The sequence below is a fragment of the Sphingomonas yantingensis genome (assembly GCF_014199325.1).
GTDB lineage: Bacteria > Pseudomonadota > Alphaproteobacteria > Sphingomonadales > Sphingomonadaceae > Sphingomonas > Sphingomonas yantingensis.
Window position 1 is genome coordinate 348,461 of record NZ_JACIJJ010000002.1, and the last position, 16,638, is coordinate 365,098.

The 16,638-nt window shown below is 69.3% G+C and carries 16 protein-coding genes; 12 read left to right on the forward strand and 4 right to left on the reverse strand.

Annotation, left to right across the window (positions count from 1 at the left end):
* Positions 1-41: 41 nt before the first annotated feature.
* From recQ to FHR19_RS07900, 4 genes are read left to right on the forward strand one after another with little or no spacing between them, the layout of a single operon-like run.
* A complete protein-coding gene (recQ, locus tag FHR19_RS07885; RefSeq protein WP_184026702.1) occupies positions 42-1,811 on the forward strand; it encodes a DNA helicase RecQ in 1,770 nt (589 codons plus the stop codon).
* A gap of 23 nt (positions 1,812-1,834) precedes the next feature.
* Positions 1,835-2,269 (forward strand): protein tyrosine phosphatase family protein, encoded by a 435-nt coding sequence (locus FHR19_RS07890; RefSeq protein WP_184026704.1) that lies wholly within the window; start codon positions 1,835-1,837, stop codon positions 2,267-2,269.
* The gene (locus FHR19_RS07895; RefSeq protein ID WP_184026706.1) at positions 2,266-2,664 is read left to right on the forward strand and encodes a hypothetical protein; all 399 of its coding nucleotides are present in this window, start codon (positions 2,266-2,268) and stop codon (positions 2,662-2,664) included. Before FHR19_RS07890 ends, FHR19_RS07895 begins: the two co-directional genes overlap by 4 nt.
* A 33-nt stretch (positions 2,665-2,697) precedes the next feature.
* A complete protein-coding gene (locus tag FHR19_RS07900) occupies positions 2,698-3,597 on the forward strand; it encodes a sterol desaturase family protein (protein WP_184026708.1) in 900 nt (299 codons plus the stop codon).
* On the opposite strand, the gene FHR19_RS07905 is transcribed toward FHR19_RS07900, so the two are convergent.
* Positions 3,566-3,919, reverse strand: coding sequence for a YbaN family protein (locus tag FHR19_RS07905; protein ID WP_184026711.1), 354 nt, complete (start codon positions 3,917-3,919; stop codon positions 3,566-3,568). The genes FHR19_RS07900 and FHR19_RS07905 overlap by 32 nt on opposite strands.
* A gap of 97 nt (positions 3,920-4,016) precedes the next feature.
* Between FHR19_RS07905 and FHR19_RS17850 the strand changes: the two genes are divergently transcribed.
* The 4 genes from FHR19_RS17850 to FHR19_RS07925 all read left to right on the forward strand — a co-directional run bounded on the left by FHR19_RS17850 (position 4,017) and on the right by FHR19_RS07925 (position 8,592).
* A complete protein-coding gene (locus tag FHR19_RS17850; protein WP_184026713.1) occupies positions 4,017-4,688 on the forward strand; it encodes a PAS domain-containing protein in 672 nt (223 codons plus the stop codon).
* 85 nt (positions 4,689-4,773) lie between these two features.
* Positions 4,774-6,861, forward strand: coding sequence for a transglycosylase domain-containing protein (locus FHR19_RS07915; RefSeq protein WP_184026715.1), 2,088 nt, complete (start codon positions 4,774-4,776; stop codon positions 6,859-6,861).
* Between the two features lie 208 nt (positions 6,862-7,069).
* Positions 7,070-7,525, forward strand: coding sequence for a 5-(carboxyamino)imidazole ribonucleotide mutase (gene purE, locus FHR19_RS07920; protein ID WP_184027638.1), 456 nt, complete (start codon positions 7,070-7,072; stop codon positions 7,523-7,525).
* Positions 7,522-8,592, forward strand: a complete 1,071-nt coding sequence (locus FHR19_RS07925; protein WP_184026717.1) for a 5-(carboxyamino)imidazole ribonucleotide synthase — start codon at positions 7,522-7,524, stop codon at positions 8,590-8,592. Before purE ends, FHR19_RS07925 begins: the two co-directional genes overlap by 4 nt.
* Before the next feature lie 125 nt (positions 8,593-8,717).
* Here the strand turns inward: FHR19_RS07925 and FHR19_RS07930 are convergent, their stop codons facing one another.
* Together FHR19_RS07930 and FHR19_RS07935 are read right to left on the reverse strand one after the other, a co-directional pair.
* Complete coding sequence (locus FHR19_RS07930; protein WP_184026719.1) at positions 8,718-9,443, reverse strand: class I SAM-dependent methyltransferase; 726 nt, start codon at positions 9,441-9,443, stop codon at positions 8,718-8,720.
* A gap of 3 nt (positions 9,444-9,446) precedes the next feature.
* Positions 9,447-9,875 carry a GtrA family protein gene (locus FHR19_RS07935; RefSeq protein ID WP_343053208.1) on the reverse strand — a complete coding sequence of 143 codons (429 nt, stop codon included), beginning with the start codon at positions 9,873-9,875 and terminating at the stop codon, positions 9,447-9,449.
* 84 nt (positions 9,876-9,959) lie between these two features.
* Here FHR19_RS07935 and FHR19_RS07940 point away from each other — a divergent pair, with 84 nt between their 5' ends.
* The 4 genes from FHR19_RS07940 (at position 9,960) to FHR19_RS07955 (ending at position 16,330) form a co-directional block, all read left to right on the forward strand.
* Positions 9,960-11,735 (forward strand): AcrB/AcrD/AcrF family protein, encoded by a 1,776-nt coding sequence (locus FHR19_RS07940; RefSeq protein ID WP_184026721.1) that lies wholly within the window; start codon positions 9,960-9,962, stop codon positions 11,733-11,735.
* A gap of 42 nt (positions 11,736-11,777) precedes the next feature.
* Positions 11,778-14,372, forward strand: coding sequence for an aminopeptidase N (gene pepN / locus FHR19_RS07945; RefSeq protein ID WP_184026724.1), 2,595 nt, complete (start codon positions 11,778-11,780; stop codon positions 14,370-14,372).
* Positions 14,373-14,379: 7 nt separating this feature from the next.
* The gene (gene ruvA, locus FHR19_RS07950; RefSeq protein ID WP_184026726.1) at positions 14,380-14,970 is read left to right on the forward strand and encodes a Holliday junction branch migration protein RuvA; all 591 of its coding nucleotides are present in this window, start codon (positions 14,380-14,382) and stop codon (positions 14,968-14,970) included.
* Between the two features lie 136 nt (positions 14,971-15,106).
* The gene (locus FHR19_RS07955; protein ID WP_184026728.1) at positions 15,107-16,330 is read left to right on the forward strand and encodes an endo-1,4-beta-xylanase; all 1,224 of its coding nucleotides are present in this window, start codon (positions 15,107-15,109) and stop codon (positions 16,328-16,330) included.
* On the opposite strand, the gene FHR19_RS07960 is transcribed toward FHR19_RS07955, so the two are convergent.
* On the reverse strand, positions 16,327-16,602 hold the full coding sequence (locus FHR19_RS07960) for an energy transducer TonB (RefSeq protein ID WP_184026730.1): 276 nt from the start codon (positions 16,600-16,602) through the stop codon (positions 16,327-16,329). The two genes, FHR19_RS07955 and FHR19_RS07960, sit on opposite strands and share 4 nt — an antisense overlap.
* Positions 16,603-16,638 lie beyond the last annotated feature (36 nt).

The window sequence follows — 16,638 nt, forward strand, 5'->3', positions numbered from 1 at the left end:
GGACCCGTTCCCCCCGCGCCAATCCTTGCTAAGGGCACGCCATGCCCGACCCCCTCGACGTCCTCCATGCCACGTTCGGCTTCACCCAGTTTCGCGGTGTGCAGGCCGAGGTGGTGGGCCGCGTGCTCGCGGGACAGCGGACGCTGGCGGTGATGCCGACCGGGGCGGGCAAGTCGCTGACCTATCAGTTGCCGAGCGTGATGCTCCCCGGCACCTGCGTCGTCGTCAGCCCGCTGATCGCGCTGATGCACGACCAGCTTCGCGCGGCCGAAGCCGTGGGTATCCGCGCGGCGACGCTGACCAGCGCCGACAGCAACCGCGCCGAGACGATCGACCGTTTCCGCGCCGGCGCGCTCGACCTGCTCTACATCGCCCCCGAACGCGCCTCGACCGGGCATTTCCGCGAATTGCTGGGCAGCGCGCCGCTCTGCCTGTTCGCCATCGACGAGGCGCATTGCGTCAGCGAATGGGGGCACGACTTCCGCCCCGACTATCGCCTGCTGAAACCCCTGCTCGACCAGTTTCCGCAGGTGCCGCGCCTCGCGCTCACCGCCACCGCCGACGCGCATACGCGCGCCGACATCCTCGACCAGCTCGGCATCCCGCAGGAGGGCCTGATCGTCGCCGGCTTCGACCGGCCGAACATCCGCTACGCCATCACCCCGCGCGACAACACGACGCGCCAGATCATGGACGTGATCGCCGAGGCGGACGGGCCGGGCATCGTCTATGCGCAGACGCGCGCCGGGACGGAGAAGCTGGCCGAGGCGCTCGCCGCCTCGGGCCGCCCGACGCGCGCCTATCATGCCGGGCTCGACCCCGCGGTGCGCGCCGCCAACCAGGCGGCGTTCGTGGCATCCGAGGACATGGTGATGGCCGCCACCGTCGCGTTCGGCATGGGGATCGACAAGCCCGACGTGCGCTTCGTGGCCCACGCGGGGCTGCCGAAGTCGATCGAGGCCTATTATCAGGAAACCGGCCGTGCGGGCCGTGACGGCGATCCGGCGGTCGCGCACCTGTTCTGGGGCGCCGACGACCTCGCCCGCGCCCGCCAGCGCATCGCCGAGGTCGAGCCGCATCGCCGCGCGGGCGAACAGGCGCGGCTGGCGGCGCTCGCCGGCCTCGTCGAAACCGCGGAGTGCCGCCGCGCCGTCCTCCTCCGCTATTTCGGCGAGGATCCGCCCGCGCATTGCGGCAATTGCGACAACTGCCTCACGCCCCCCGCGACCGTCGACGCCACCGTCGTCGCGCAGAAATATCTGTCGGCGGTGTTCCGCACCGGCCAGATGTTCGGCACCGGCTATATCGAGCAGGTGCTGACGGGCAAGTCGACCGACCGCAGCCTGACGAGCGGGCACGAGCGCCTGTCGGTCTGGGGCATCGTCGAGGGGGAGGAGGTCGCGCTCCTCAAGCCCGTCGGCCGTGCCCTGATGCTGCGTGACGCGATCCGCGCCAACCCGCATGGCGGTCTGGAGTTCGGCCCCGGCGCGCGCGCGATCCTGAAGGGGGAGGCCGAGCTGCGCCTGATCGTGCCCCCCAAGCGCGAGCGCAAGGGCCGGCGCGGGAGCACGGGCGCGACCGCGAACCCGGTGGGCCATCCGCTGTTCGAGGCATTGCGCGCCCGCCGGCGCGAGATCGCGCAGGAAACCGGCCTGCCGCCTTACGTGATCTTCCACGATTCGACGCTGCGCGACATGGCGATGGCGAAGCCCGCCACGCTGACCGAAATGAGCCGCATCACCGGCATCGGCGCGCGCAAGCTCGACGCCTATGGCCCCGCCTTCCTTGAGGTGATCGCCGCGCACGCATAGATGCGGGGGCAAAGGAGACTCCCATGCCCGACATCCGCCGTATCGACGACCAGGTGAGCGTCGCCCCGCAACTCTTCCCCGAGGAACTGGCCGACATCGCGGCATTGGGCTTCAAGGCGGTGGTCAACAACCGCCCCGACGACGAGGAGCCCGGCCAGCCGAGCGACGCCGACATGCGCGCGGCGGCGGAGGCGGCGGGGCTGGCCTACACCTCGATCCCGATCACGCATGCCGGGTTCAGCCACCCGCAGATCGACGCGATGGCCGACGCGCTCCGGTCAGCGGACGGCCCCGTCCTCGCCTATTGCCGCTCGGGCACGCGCTCCTGCAACCTGTGGGCGCTGACGCAGGCGAAGGCGGGTGGCGACCCGGATGCGATCACTGAAAGTGGTGCAGGGGCGGGGTACAACCTTTCCGGCCTGCGCCCGATGCTCGACGCGCTGTCGGGCCGCGCATGAGCTGGCAGATGCTCGCCGGGTCGCTGGTCGCGGTGCTCGCGCTCGCCGCGATCGCCCGGCATTTGCGGCTCGGTGACATCGACATTTCCGATCCGGCGACGGCGATGCGTCTCGCCGAACAGCATCTGGTCGGGTTCCAGGCGCGCCATGCACTGGTCGGCGGCAATGGCGAGGGCGCGCTGGTTGCGGGCAACGGCACGCTCGCGCTGCTGAAGCGCCACGGCGCGCGCGTCGCGGTCCGCCGCCTTATCCCGCCGCTCACCCTCGCGCCCGCGGTCGAGGGGGTGGCGATCGACAGCGGCGAGGCGATGTTCGGCCGCGTCGCGCTGTTCGGCGTCACCGACGATCAGGTGAGACAGGCCGAAGCGCTGGCGCAGCGGCCGACCGTGCATTGAGCCGCCGCTGACAGCGGTGTAAGTAATCCGGCGATGGCACCGCACTTGCCCGATCCCGTCACGCTCGCGATCCCCGGCTTCGTCGTACTCGTGCTGATCGAGATGCTGATCGCCAAGCGGCGCGACGCTACCCGCTATTGCCCGCGCGACACGTTGACCTCGCTGCTCTTAGGGCTCGGCAGCACCGTCGCGGGGGTGCTCGCGGGCGGGGCGGTGTTTGCCATCGCGACATGGGTCCACGGCTTCCGCCTCTTCGACATCGGCTGGGCATGGTACTGGTTCGTCGTCGCCTTCGTCCTCGACGACCTCGCCTATTACGTCTTTCACCGCTCGGCGCATCGCGTGCGGCTGTTCTGGGCTAGCCATGTCGTCCACCACTCCAGCCAGCACTACAACCTGTCGACCGCACTCCGGCAGACATGGACGGGGTTCTTCAGCCTCGGCTTCCTGTTCCGGCTGCCGCTGTTCCTGGTTGGCTTCCCGCCGGCGATGATCTTCTTCGTGGCGGGCCTCAACCTCGTCTACCAGTTCTGGATCCATACGGAGGCGGTGGGCCGGATGCCCCGGTGGTTCGAGGCGGTGATGAACACGCCCAGCCACCACCGCGTCCACCACGGCGCGAACCCGCGCTATCTAGACCGCAACTATGCCGGCGTGTTTATCGTCTGGGACCGCCTGTTCGGGACGTTCGAGCCGGAGCATGAGGGCGAGCGCGTGCGCTACGGCCTCGTCCACGATCTCGGCAGCTTCAACGTTCTGTGGGCCGCGTTCCACGAATGGGCGGGGATCGCCCGCGACATGTGGCGCGCACCGTGGGGATCGAAGCTCGGCTATCTGCTCCGCGAACCCGGCTGGAGCCACGACGGTAGCCGCGAGACATCGGACATGATCCGCGCGGCCGTCACGCGTCGGGACGGCTCCACATCCAACTGAGCGTCACCATCGCGATCAGCGCGGGAGTGGGGCTGTAAGGCCAGGGCACGAACGCGAACCCCAGCGCTGCACTGCCCGCAAGCCCGATCGTCGCGGCCCATTTGCCCCGCCGCGGGATCGCGCCGCGCTCCCGCCACGCCACCACCGGCGGGCCGAAGGTCGGGTGCGCGAGCAGCCACGCCTCGAACCGCGGACTGCCGCGCGTGAAGCAGAAGGCGGCGAGGATCAGGAACGGCACCGTCGGCATGATCGGCAGGAACACGCCGATGAAGCCCAGCAGGATCGCGATGCCACCGCCCAGATTCCAAAGGTGCCGGATCATCCGTTCCGACCCCTTTTGTACGAAAATGAACATTCGCGGTTCGTTAACCGTCCGCTTGCCCATTTCTGCGTAATCGGCGGGGGAGGGGAGAGGTCCATTGGCGATCCGGTTCGGTGGCAAGGCGGTGTGGCAGGCGATCCTGAAGAGCCAGGCGATCGTCGAGTTCACCCCGACGGGCGAGATCGTCGACGCCAACGACAAGTTCCTCAGGCTGACCGGCTATACGCGTGAAAGCGTCATCGGGCGCCATCACCGCATCTTCTGTACCGCCGCGGAGGCGGCATCGCCCGACTATGCCGCCTTCTGGCGCAAGCTCGGCTCGGGCGAATATGACAGCGGGACCTATCGCCGGGTCGACGCGGCCGGGCGCGAATTGTGGCTGCACGCGACCTACAATCCGATCCTGGGGCGCGAGGGGCAGCCGATCGGCGTGCTCAAGATGGCGACCGACGTGACGCGTCAGGTGCAGCTCGAACGCACCGTGTCGTCTCAGCTGGCCGAGGCGGAACGGCTGCAGGCGGCGCTGGCGGATCGCGATGCCGAGCGCGAGAAGATGCTGGATGAACTGCGCCAGACCGTGATCGCGATCGAGGGGATCGCGCGCCAGACCAACATGCTGGCGCTCAATGCCGCGATCGAGGCGGCAAAGGCCGGGGACGCGGGGCGCGGCTTCGGCGTGGTCGCGGCCGAGGTGAAGCGGCTGGCGGGCGACACCGCCGCCGCCACGCGCCGCGCCGCCGACATGCTGGGGACGCACGAGGCGGCCTGACGCCCGCGCCATTGCCGAGCGCATCGGCTGCGTGCGATAAGCGCGATTGCGTCCAGTGTGTTGGCGCGGTAATACAGTATTTCCGATGCGCATCGACAGCTACGACGCCTGGGGCCAGCCGCCCGCCCCGCCCGAACCCGCCGGTCCTGCACCTGCGGGGTTCGACACCACGGGCACCGGCGGCCCGCCGCCCCCGCTGCCGCCCGGCTGGCGGCCGAGCCCGATGCGCTGGGTGGCGCGCGGGCTGGGCGTCGTCATCGTGCTCATCGTCATCGCGATCATTTGGCTGGCGATCACCGCGCCCCTGTCCAAATCGCTCGAACCGCCGGTCCCGCCCTCGATCACGTTGTTGTCGGCAGAGGGCGAGCCGATCGCGCGCCACGGGGCGGAGATCGGCAAGCCGGTCGATGCGACGAAGCTGCCCGCGCACGTGACCGGCGCGTTCCTCGCGATCGAGGACCGCCGCTTCCGCAGCCACCTGGGCGTCGATCCGCGCGGTATCCTGCGTGCGTTCGTCAACAACACCTTCACCTCGAACAGCTCGCAGGGCGGCAGCACGATCACGCAGCAGCTGGCGAAGAACGCGTTCCTCAGCAGCGACCGGACGCTCGCGCGCAAGCTGCGTGAGGTGATGATCGCCTTCTGGCTGGAGGCATGGCTGTCGAAGGACGAAATCCTCTCGCGCTATCTCTCGAACGTCTATTTTGGCGACAATGTGTACGGGCTTCAGGCGGCGGCACGGCACTATTTCAGCCGCGACGCCGACGAACTGACGACCGGACAGGCGGCGATGCTCGCGGGGCTGGTCAAGGCGCCCAGCCGCCTCGCCCCGACGCAGAACCTGAAGGGCGCGCGCGACCGGCAGGAAATCGTCGTCGCCGCGATGGAGGACGCCGGCTACCTGACCGCGGGCGAGGCGCGGGCGGTCCAACCCGCGCGGCTCAAGGTCGCGCGGTCGAAGCGGCTGCCGACCGGCACCTATTTCGCCGACTGGGTGCTGCCGCAGGCCCGCGATCAGGCCGGTGCGATCGGCGCGGACCAGACGGTCAAGACCACGCTCGAAATGCGGCTCCAGCGCGCGGCGATCCGCGCGGTCGGCTCGGCGGGGCTGCGGCAGGCGCAGGTGGCGCTCGTCTCGATGCGCCCCGACGGCCGCATCGTCGCGATGGTCGGCGGAAAGGATTATGCGAACAGCCCGTTCAACCGCGCGACGCAGGCGCGGCGACAGGCGGGTTCGACCTTCAAGCTGTTCGTCTATCTCGCCGCCTTGCGCGCGGGGATGACTCCCGACGACACGGTCGAGGACAAGCCGGTGACGATCGGCAACTGGAGCCCGAAGAACAGCGACGGCCGCTATCTGGGCGAGATCAGCCTCTCCCAGGCGTTCGCGCGGTCGAGCAACGTCGCCTCCGCCCGGCTGACGCAGCAGGTGGGGCCGAAGGCGGTCATCAAGGCGGCGCGCGACCTCGGCATCTCCACTCCGATCCCCAACGAGGCGACGATCGCGCTCGGAACCTCGTCGGTATCACTCCTCGAACTGACCGCCGCCTATGCCGCGGTCGCGGCGGGCGAGGCGCCCGTGCGCCCGCGCGGGCTTGCCCAGCCGCCCGAGGGGAGCTGGCTCGAAAAGCTCGGCCTGGACACGCGCAAGATTCCCGCCGACCAGCTTGCCGGGCTGCGCACGCTGCTCGCCGCCTCGATCCGCGAGGGGACGGGGCGGCAGGCGAACCTGTCGGTCGAGGCGTTCGGCAAGACCGGGACGACCCAGGACAATCGCGATGCGCTGTTCATCGGCTATGCCGACGGGATCGTCACCGGCGTCTGGGTCGGCAACGACGACAATACGCCCAATGCCGGCCTGTCGGGCGGCGGCCTGCCCGCGCGGATCTGGCGCGACTATATGATGCGCGCGACCGGCGCGAGCGCGGCGGGGCGGCCCGACCCGGTGATCGAAGACGTGATCGAGGATGCGGGCGACGATGTCGGCAACCTGATCGACGCGATCGGCAACGGCGTCGACACGCTGCCGGGCGAGGTGCAGCGCCAGCTCGACGACCTGGGCGTCCGCGTCGGCCGCGACGGCGCGGTCGAGATCGACCGCGACCGCTTCCTCCCCGACCGCCGCCGCCCCGAGGACGAGGAACCGCTGCCGCCGGAGGGCGAAGGGCCATAATCCTCATCCGTCACCCCGGACTTGTTCCGGGGGTCACCTTTCAAATCGCGCTGTTGCCGATGCTGGCACGGTGGACCCCGGAACATGTCCGGGGTGACGGCTTCCGGGTCTGAACCACGTTGCCCTTTCGATCGCACCCCGTTAGGGGCCGTGCTTTCCCGTTCGGGGGCGAGAAAAGACTGTGAGCCAACCGCTCGTCGGCATCATCATGGGCAGCACGTCGGACTGGGAAACCATGTCGCGCGCCGCCGAAATGCTCGAAACGCTGGGGATCGCGCACGAGACGCGCGTCGTCTCCGCCCACCGCACGCCCGACCGGCTGGTCGCCTATGCGCGCGAGGCCGAGGGGCGCGGCATCCGCGTGATCGTCGCGGGGGCCGGGGGCGCGGCGCACCTGCCCGGCATGGTCGCGGCGATGACGCACCTGCCGGTGCTCGGCGTGCCCGTCCGGTCGAAGTCGCTCTCGGGCCTCGATAGCCTGCTTTCCATCGTCCAGATGCCCGCCGGCATCCCCGTCGGCACGCTGGCGATCGGCGAGGCGGGGGCCGCGAATGCCGGGCTGATGGCTGCCTCGATCCTCGCGCTGAACGACGAGGGGCTGCGCGACCGGCTGGTCGCGTGGCGGCAGGCACAGACCGACAAGGTGCCCGACAGCCCGCAATGACCGAAACGCTGCCCCCCGGATCGACCATCGGCATCCTCGGCTCGGGCCAGCTCGGGCGAATGATTGCCATCGCCGCCGCGCAGCTCGGCTATCGCTGCCACATCTATGCGCCCGAAACCGGCCCCGCGAACGACGTGGCCCCCGCCTTCACCCAGGGGGCCTATGACGACGACGCGGCGCTGGCGGCGTTCGCCGCCCAGGTCGACGTCGTCACCTACGAGTTCGAGAATGTCGAGGCGGCGCCGATCGAGCGGCTGGGCGACCTCGTCCCCGTCCGGCCGTCGCCCAAGTCGCTGAAGGTCGCGCAGGACCGCGTCTCCGAAAAGCGGTTCGTCGAGGATCTTGGCGGTCGCCCCGCGCGCTGGGCGGAGGTGCCCGATCGTGCGGCGCTCGACACCGCGATCGCCGCCATCGGCTGCCCCGCGATCCTCAAGACCACGCGCTTCGGCTATGACGGCAAGGGGCAGGCGCGGCTCGCCTCGCCCGCCGATGCCGATGCCGCGTGGGATGCGATCGGCGGTGGGCCCGCGATCCTCGAGGGGTTCGTCGACTTCGAGCACGAATTCTCGATCGTCATCGCCCGCGGTCTGGACGGCCGCACCGTCAGCTACCCGCCGCCGCGCAACGTCCACAAGGACGGGATCCTCGACACCTCGACGCTCCCCGCGCCCGCCGAAATCGCCGCGCAATGGACCGAGGCGGCGACGCTCGCCGGCCGCGTGGCCGAGGCGCTCGGCCATGTCGGCGTGCTGACGCTGGAGTTCTTTGCCGGCAGCGATGGCCCGGTGTTCAACGAGATGGCGCCGCGGGTTCACAATTCAGGGCACTGGACGATCGAGGGGGCGGAGACCTCGCAGTTCGAGAACCATGCGCGCGCGATCCTCGGCCTGCCGCTCGGCCCCACGCGGCTGACGGGGACGGCGGTGAGCATGACCAACCTGATCGGCGACGACGCCGCGCGGTGGGCGGCGCTGGCGGCGGAGCCCGGCCTCCACCTCCACCTCTACGGCAAGCACGAGGCGCGGCCGGGCCGCAAGATGGGGCATGTGACGCGGGTGGTGCGGTAGAAGCCAGTAGGAGCAGGAAGAAGCGGGACCCCGGGTCGAGCCCGGGGTGACGGACTTGGTTGGAGGATGCGCTCGCCGATCCCGTCATCCCGGACTTGATCCGGGATCCCGCTTCTTCTTCTGACTTACTTCCGGACCAGCGTAATGATCGATAACCCCGGCGGCAGCGGCACGCGGCCGACCAGGTGCCGCTCCAGCCGGAACACCGCCTCCAGCGCCTTGTTGACGGGCGCGGCGGGCGGCGAATCGTCGCTGTCGTCCTTGCCGGTCAGCTTGCCCGCCACGCGTGCCGCGACCGCGACCGGGAACAGCAGCGAGTTGAAATAGCGCAGCCCGTTATGGCGCAGCCCCGCGTCGCGGATCGCCTTGTCCAGCGTTCCCTTCGAGTAACGCCGGTGATGATGGTTCACCGTGTCGTGCGCCGACCACATCCACGGATGCGCGGGCACGGTGACAAGGATCGCGCCGCCGGGCTTCAGCACCTCGGCCATACCCTTCAGCGCCGCCACGTCGTCCTCGACATGCTCGACCACGTCGAGGACGGCGACGAGGTCGTAAGCGCTACGCTCGACCCCGGTGAGCGCGGGGAGGGGGGCGTCGCCCACCGGCTTGCCCAGCCGTTCGGCCGCGAACCCGCGCGCGGCGGGATCGATCTCGATCGCATCCACCTCGCCGAACCCCGCCAGCATCGGCAGGTTGTGCCCGGTGCCGCAGCCGATCTCGAGGATGCGCGCACCCTTCGGCAGCGCCGCTTCCCGCGTCAGATAGTCGGCGAGGATCTCGCGGCGCGCGCGATACCACCAGTGGGTGGTGTCGTGGGCCGCCATGCGGTCGTAGACGATGCGATCCATGGCTTAGCGAAACACCCACTGACGGTTGAGGAAGAAAGTGACGAGGGGGACGAGGATCAGCCCCGGGATCAGCGGCGCCCAGGCGGGCATACCGAGGCGATCGGTCACGAACCAGGTGATCGCCGCGTGCATGAGGAGGCCCGATGCCTGCACCCCGACGAACTTCGCTCGTTGCCCCGGCCCTTCCGACCGCGTCCCGTGCCCCTTGAAGCTCCAGTTGCTGTGCAGCCAGAACCCCGCCGTCACCGCGACGGCAAAGGCGAACGGCACCGCCAATACCGCGCGCTCGCGCCCGAACACCCACATCGCGAGCGGCAGGTAAACCGCGGTATAGAGGACCGTCGTGATTCCTCCGGCAACGAGGAAGCGCATCAGCTGCCCGACGATCGGCGCTTCCCTCAATCGTTCGATGCCGCCCGCCACGCCTGTCACCTACTTGCCCCCACGCACTTGCCCTTTACGCACTTCGGAGTAGGGGCCGCCCTATCGTCCCACGCTCCCCGAGAAAAGCCCGACATGCAGCGCGACTTCCTTGACGTCCAACTCCGCCATCATTGGCTGCGCTGGACGCTGCTCGCCTGGGGTGTGTTCGCGGGCTGGTTCCTGTGGCAGCGTTGGGGCGGCATCTACTGGCTCGCGCTGTCCGACACCGACGACAATATGCGCCTGATGCAGGTGCGCGCGTGGATGAATGGACAGGGCTGGTACGACCTCACGCAATACCGGCTCAATCCGCCGGGCGGGTTCAATATCCACTGGAGCCGGATCGTCGACCTGCCGATCGCGGGGCTGATCCTGTTCTTCCGGCTGTTCACGACGCCGGCCTGGGCAGAGCGGCTGGCGGTGGGCATTGCGCCGCTTCTGCCCTTCTCGATCGCGATGACCGCGGTCGCCGTCGCCGCCCGGCGGCTGATCGACGCGCGCGCGTGGCCGCTGGCGCTGGTGTTCCTGTTCGGCTGTTCGGCGACGCTGCTCATGTACATGCCGACGCGCATCGACCATCACGGCTGGCAGCTTGCCGCGCTTGCCGTCACGGTCGCGGCGCTCGCCGACCCGAAAAAGGCGCGGGGCGGCGCGATCGTCGGCGGCGCCAGTGCCTTTTCGCTGTCGATCGGGCTGGAGATGCTGCCCTATGCCGTGGGCGCCGGCGGCATCCTGGCCCTCCGCTGGGTGTGGGACCGGGCAGAGGCGCCGCGCATGGCCGCATACGGCGCGGCGCTCGCGGGCGGCAGCGCGATCGGCTTCGTCCTGTTCGCCTCCAACGCCAATTATGCGATGCGCTGCGACGCGCTGACGCCGGTGTGGCTGTCGGCGACGGTCGCGGGCGGGGCGCTGCTCCTCGCGCTCGCGGTGGTCAACCCGGCGCGGCGCGAACTGCGGCTGGTGCTCGCGCTGATCGCCGGCGGGCTGCTGGCGGGGGCGTTCGCCAGCCTGTTCCCGCAATGCCTGTCGCGGCCGGAGGGGGTGTCGGAGGAACTGGCGCGCACCTGGCTCAACAACGTCCGCGAAGCGCGACCGATCTACAAGCATCCGCTGCGCACCGCTTTCCCGATCGCGGCGCTGCCCGTCGTCGGCCTCATCGGCGCGATTTTCGCCACGTGGCGCGCGCGCGGCGATGCGGCGCGGCTGGCCGGTTGGGTGCCGGTGATGCTGTTCACCGCGCTCGCTTGTGGCCTCCTCCTCTGGCAGGTGCGCGCGGGACCGGCAGCGCAGTTGTTGGCGGTGCCCGGCGCCACCGCGCTCGGTTGGGTGATCTTTCCGTGGCTGCTCCATCACCGGCTGATGCCCGTGCGCGTGATCGGCACGGTTGGCGGCTTCCTGATCGTGTCGGGGCTGTTCGCCGGTCTCATGATCCGCTGGCTGCCGATCGACCGGCCCAATGCGATGCAGCAGCGCGTGGGCAAGGCGAACCAGCGGTGCGCGACGATCCCGGCGATGCGCCCGCTCGACCGCCTGCCGCCGCAGACGGTGTTCACGCATGTCGACCTGGGGCCGCGGCTCATCACGCTGACGCACCACAATGCGATCGCCGGGCCTTACCATCGCAACGGCGACGCGATCCTCGACGTGCATCACGCGTTCCAGGGATCGCCCGCGACCTTCTATCGCATCGCGAAGGCGCATGGCGCGACGTTGCTCCTCACCTGTCCCAACATGGCGGAGACGACGGTCTATCGCGCGCGGTCGAAGAACGGTTTCTATGCGCAGATCGCGCGCGGCCAGTTGCTCCCGTTCCTCGAGCCGATCCTGCTCCCGCCGACCTCGCCGCTCAGGCTTTATCGAATCAAGTAAGCGCCATTGCCGCGGGGCGGGGGACGGCCTAACTCCTTCGCCATGCTCGATGCCCTGAACGCCCCCATTGCCCCCCGTGCGGTCCGCCGCGCCGATTACCGCGCGCCCGAATGGCAGGTGCCGCGCATCGCGCTCGACTTCGACCTCGACCCTGCCGCGACACGCGTGCGCGCGGTGCTGGAGGTGGAGCGAAGCGGCGACCACAATGCGCCGTTGCAGCTGGACGGCGACGGGCTGGAGCCGCTGTCGATCACCGTCGACGGCCAGCCCGCGGAGTGGCAGGCGACCGACCGCGGCATTGCGATCGCGCTGACCGGCGAGCGGCACCGCGTCGAGACCGAGGTACTGATCCACCCCGAGCGCAATACCCAGCTGATGGGCCTCTACGCTTCGGGCGGCCTCCTTTGCACGCAGTGCGAGGCGGAGGGCTTTCGCCGCATCACCTATTTTCCCGACCGGCCCGACGTGCTCACCCGCTATTCGGTGCGGATGAGCGCGGACAAGGCGCGCTTCCCCGTGCTGCTGGCGAACGGCGATCCGGTCGGCGCGGGCGATCTGGACGGCGGACGCCACTTCGCCGAGTGGGACGATCCGTTCCCGAAGCCCTGCTACCTCTTCGCGCTGGTGGCCGGCGACCTCGTCGCCAATCGCGACACCTTCGTCACCCGCTCGGGCCGCGCGGTCGAACTCGGCATCTGGGTGCGTTCGCCCGATCTTGCCAAGACCGACCATGCGCTGGCGGCGCTCAAGACCTCGATGCGGTGGGACGAGGATGTCTATGGCCGCGAATACGATCTCGACGTGTTCAACATCGTCGCGGTCGACGACTTCAACTTCGGTGCGATGGAGAACAAGGGGCTGAACATCTTCAACAGCCGCTACATCCTCGCCGATCCCGACACCGCGACCGATTACGATTACGACGCGGTGGCCGCGGTCGTCGCGCACGAATATTTCCACAACTGGTCGGGCAACCGCGTCACCTGCCGCGACTGGTTTCAGCTTTCCCTCAAAGAGGGCTTCACCGTCTATCGCGACCAGAGCTTCTCCGCCGATCAGGGATCGGCCGCGGTCAAGCGAATCGAGGATGTGCGGTCTTTGCGCGCCGCGCAGTTTCCCGAGGATGCCGGGCCGCTGGCGCACCCCGTCCGCCCCGACGCCTATCTCGAAATCTCGAACTTCTACACCGCTACGATCTACAACAAGGGCGCCGAGGTCATCCGCATGATGGCCACGATCCTGGGCCCCGAGAAGTTTCGCGCGGGCAGCGACCTCTATTTCGATCGCCATGACGGCACCGCCGCGACGGTCGAGGATTTCGTGTGCGCGATGGAGGATGCCGGCGGCGTCGACCTGTCGCAGTTCCGCCTGTGGTATTCGCAGGCCGGCACCCCCCGCGTCTCGGCGCGGCTGGAGCATGAGGTCGGCAGCGGCCGCGCGCACCTCTATCTGCGCCAGACCGTCCCGCCTACGCCGGGTCAGCCGGCCAAGGACCCGATGGTCCTGCCGCTCCGCCTCAAGCTGTTCGGCAGCGAGACCGCGAGCGCGCTCGGCACCGAGCAGCTCGTCCTCCTCAAGGACGGCGAGGCCGAGGTCGCGTTCGAGACGGTGACCGAGCCGCCCGTCCTGTCGATCAACCGCGGCTTCTCCGCCCCCGTGATCGTCGAGACCGACCGCAGCGCGGCCGAACTCGCCTTCCTCTCCGCGCACGACGACGATCCGTTCGCGCGTTACGAGGCGATGCAGCAGTTGATGCTCGACACGCTCGTCGCAGCCGTTCGCCACGGCCGCGCCGATCATGCGCCGGTGGTGGAGGCGGTGCGCAACACGCTGACCGACCCGAACCTAGATCCCGCGTTCGTGGCGGAGGCGGTGCTGCTGCCCTCAGACAGCTTCATCGGCGATCAGCTGGCGGTCGTCGACCCGGAGGCGATCTACCAGGCGCGCGAAGCCTTGCGCGGCGAGCTTGGCCGCACGCTCGCCGACCATTGGCGCACCGCGTACGAGGGCGCGCAGGACGACCGCTTCGAATATTCGCCTGCCGCCAAGGGGCGCCGCCGCGTGCGCACGGTCTCGCTAGGCTATATCGCCGCTTCCGGCGCGGCCGACGCCAGCAGCCTTGCCTTTCGCCAGTTCGAGGCGGCGGACAACATGTCCGACCGGCAGGGCGCGCTGACGACGCTCGTCAATTCCGCCGACGACGAGGCGCGGGAAGCCGCGCTCGACATCTTCTACAATCGCTACGCCGGCAACGCGCTCGTCCTCGACAAATGGTTCTCGACGCAGGCGCTGTCGTCGCGGCCGGAAACGCTGGCGCGGGTGGTCGAACTGTCGCACCACCGCGACTTCACGCTTGCCAATCCCAATCGCGCGCGTTCGCTCGTCGGCGCGTTTAGCGTCAACCAGCGCGCGTTCAACGCGGCCGACGGTGCGGGCTATCGCTTCGTCGCCGACCAGCTGATCGCCCTCGACAAGCTCAACCCGCAGACCGCCGCGAAGCTCGTCCCGCCGCTCGGCCGCTGGCGTCGCTTCGACGAGGGGCGCGCAAAGCTGATGCGCGCCGAGCTCGAGCGGATCATGCGCACGCCCGGCCTGTCGAAGGACATGGCCGAGCAGGTCGGCAAAAGCCTCGACTGAGCCGGCGATGATCGCGCATCTGAAGGGCGTGCTGACCGCCGCCGGGCTCGACCATGCGGTGATCGACGTGGGCGGCGTCGGCTATCTGGTCGGGGCCTCGACCAAGACGCTCGCCTCGCTAGGGCCAATCGGCACCACTGCCGTCCTCCACACGCAGATGCTGGTGGCGGAGGATTTCATCCGCCTCGTCGGCTTTGCCAGCCCGGAGGAGCGCGACTGGTTCGGATACCTGACCGCGGTGCAGGGGGTGGGCGCGCGGGTGGCGCTCGCTATCTTGTCGGTGCTGTCCCCTGATGAGCTGTCGACGGCAATCGCGCGCGGGGACAAGGCGATGGTCGGCCGCGCCAACGGCGTCGGGCCGAAGCTCGCCGAACGGATCGTGCGCGAACTGAAAGACAAGGGCACGATCGCGATCGGCCCGGCGGGCCCGGTCGGCCCGCTCGGCGGCCAGGCGCAGGATGCGGTCGCCGCGCTCCTCAACCTGGGCTTCCGGCCCGCCGAGGCCAGCACGGCCGTACGCGCGGCGGAGGATGCGCTGGGCGAAGCCGCCCCCTTCGACGCGCTGGTGCGAGAGGCACTGAAGCGCGCGGCTAAATAGCGGTTACGTATTCATGCGGGCACCCAAGCGATTGGGATTGCCGGCTTGTGTCCATCCTATAGCATCCGCCCCGTCGACCGGGGAAACACCCGGCGGCGGGGGTGGCACCATAGCCGTGCTACGAGGATGAGAGGATATGACAGGCTATTCGCGGCGCCAGACGCTGGCGTTCGCCGGCGCGCTCGGGCTGACGGCGTGCAGCGGCAGTAGCGGTAACAGCGAGACTCCGGCCCCGACACCAGCCCCCACGCCAACACCGACACCGACCCCTACGCCCACACCGTCGCCATCACCGAGCTCGACGACGACGACGCTCGGTGCCGCGGCGGCGGCCAAGGGCATGCGGTTCGGCACCACCTTCGCTTGGGCGGCGCCCGGCGCGGACGCAGCGTCGTTCAACAATCCGGCCTATGCCGCGCTGATCGAGCGCGACTGCCAGCTCGTCGTTCCCGAGAACGAGATGAAGTGGGAGTATCAGTCGAGCGCCGAGAACGTCTATGACTGGACCCGCGCCGACGCGATGCTGAATTACGCCGAAAGCAAGGGCCTCCAGATGCGCGGGCACGTGATGCTCTGGTACCTGCAGGATCGCTTGCCCGCATGGCTGCGCACCTACGACATGGGCACGAACCCGCGTGCGACGGCCGAGCGGATCACCCGCAGCCATGTCCAGAACGTCGCCCGCCATTTCGGCACCCGGATCAAGAGCTGGGACGTGGTGAACGAGGCGATCGAGCCCGCGACCGGCGCGATCCGGCGTAACATCCTGGGCGATGCGACTGGCGGCGGTGCGGACATCATGGACCTTGCCTTCAGGACCGCGCGAGAGGAACTGCCGGGTGCCGAACTGGTCTACAACGACTATATGGACTGGGGCTCGACGACGCACCGCAATGGCGTGCTCAACCTGCTGCGCGGCTTTCGCGACCGGAACGTGCCGGTCGACACGCTCGGTATCCAGTCGCACATCGGCTTCTATTCGTCGGGCACCGCCCAATCGATTGCCGATGCGCAGATCCCGCAGATGCGCGCCTGGCTCGATCAGGTGACGGGACTCGGCTACAAGCTCATCATCACCGAATTCGACGTGAGCGACCAGAACCGGACCGGCACAATCGAACAACGCGACGCCGACGTGGCCACCTATGGCAAGGCGTGGCTGGACCTGCTCTTCAGCTATCCACAGCTCAAGGACGTGCTCGCCTGGGGGCTCAACGACAAGTACAGCTGGCTGCAAAGTTTCCAGAAGCGCCCCGACGGGTTGCCCGTGCGCCCGTGCCCCTATGACGCGTCGGCCCAGCCCAAGCCGCTATACGACGCGATCCGGCAGTCGTTCGCGGCGACGAGCGTGCGGAGCTAGCTTGCCTTCGCGGGGGCCGCGTCCTTGCGCCAGCGGATGCGGACCTCGCGGGTCGAGGCGACGGGCTTGCCGTCCTCCAGCTTGGGCTTGAACCGGCCCTTGGTGGCGAGCGTGCGGCACGTCGCCTCGTTGACGTTCTGCGGCGCCTCGCTCTTCTCGATCGCGCAGTTGGTGATGCGCCCGGCCACGTCGATCTCGACCTTGGCGACGATCGTCAGTTCTTCGCCGGGGGCAGGGGCGGCGGCCTGGAGCGCGAGGACAAGCATCAGCATGGTTACGTTCTAGCCGCCCGACCGGCGACCTCCAAT

Bases quoted from the DNA above. Each gene is read 5' to 3' on its own strand.
- FHR19_RS07940 (WP_184026721.1), top strand. From the start codon at position 9,960: ATGCAGCGCGACTTCCTTGACGTCCAACTCCGCCATCATTGGCTGCGC.
- FHR19_RS07930 (WP_184026719.1), bottom strand. From the start codon at position 9,443: ATGGATCGCATCGTCTACGACCGCATGGCGGCCCACGACACCACCCAC.
- FHR19_RS07955 (WP_184026728.1), top strand. From the start codon at position 15,107: ATGACAGGCTATTCGCGGCGCCAGACGCTGGCGTTCGCCGGCGCGCTC.
- FHR19_RS07900 (WP_184026708.1), top strand. From the start codon at position 2,698: ATGGCACCGCACTTGCCCGATCCCGTCACGCTCGCGATCCCCGGCTTC.
- FHR19_RS07895 (WP_184026706.1), top strand. From the start codon at position 2,266: ATGAGCTGGCAGATGCTCGCCGGGTCGCTGGTCGCGGTGCTCGCGCTC.
- recQ (WP_184026702.1), top strand. From the start codon at position 42: ATGCCCGACCCCCTCGACGTCCTCCATGCCACGTTCGGCTTCACCCAG.
- FHR19_RS07905 (WP_184026711.1), bottom strand. From the start codon at position 3,919: ATGATCCGGCACCTTTGGAATCTGGGCGGTGGCATCGCGATCCTGCTG.
- FHR19_RS07915 (WP_184026715.1), top strand. From the start codon at position 4,774: ATGCGCATCGACAGCTACGACGCCTGGGGCCAGCCGCCCGCCCCGCCC.
- purE (WP_184027638.1), top strand. From the start codon at position 7,070: ATGGGCAGCACGTCGGACTGGGAAACCATGTCGCGCGCCGCCGAAATG.
- pepN (WP_184026724.1), top strand. From the start codon at position 11,778: ATGCTCGATGCCCTGAACGCCCCCATTGCCCCCCGTGCGGTCCGCCGC.
- FHR19_RS07960 (WP_184026730.1), bottom strand. From the start codon at position 16,602: ATGCTGATGCTTGTCCTCGCGCTCCAGGCCGCCGCCCCTGCCCCCGGC.
- FHR19_RS07890 (WP_184026704.1), top strand. From the start codon at position 1,835: ATGCCCGACATCCGCCGTATCGACGACCAGGTGAGCGTCGCCCCGCAA.
- FHR19_RS07925 (WP_184026717.1), top strand. From the start codon at position 7,522: ATGACCGAAACGCTGCCCCCCGGATCGACCATCGGCATCCTCGGCTCG.
- ruvA (WP_184026726.1), top strand. From the start codon at position 14,380: ATGATCGCGCATCTGAAGGGCGTGCTGACCGCCGCCGGGCTCGACCAT.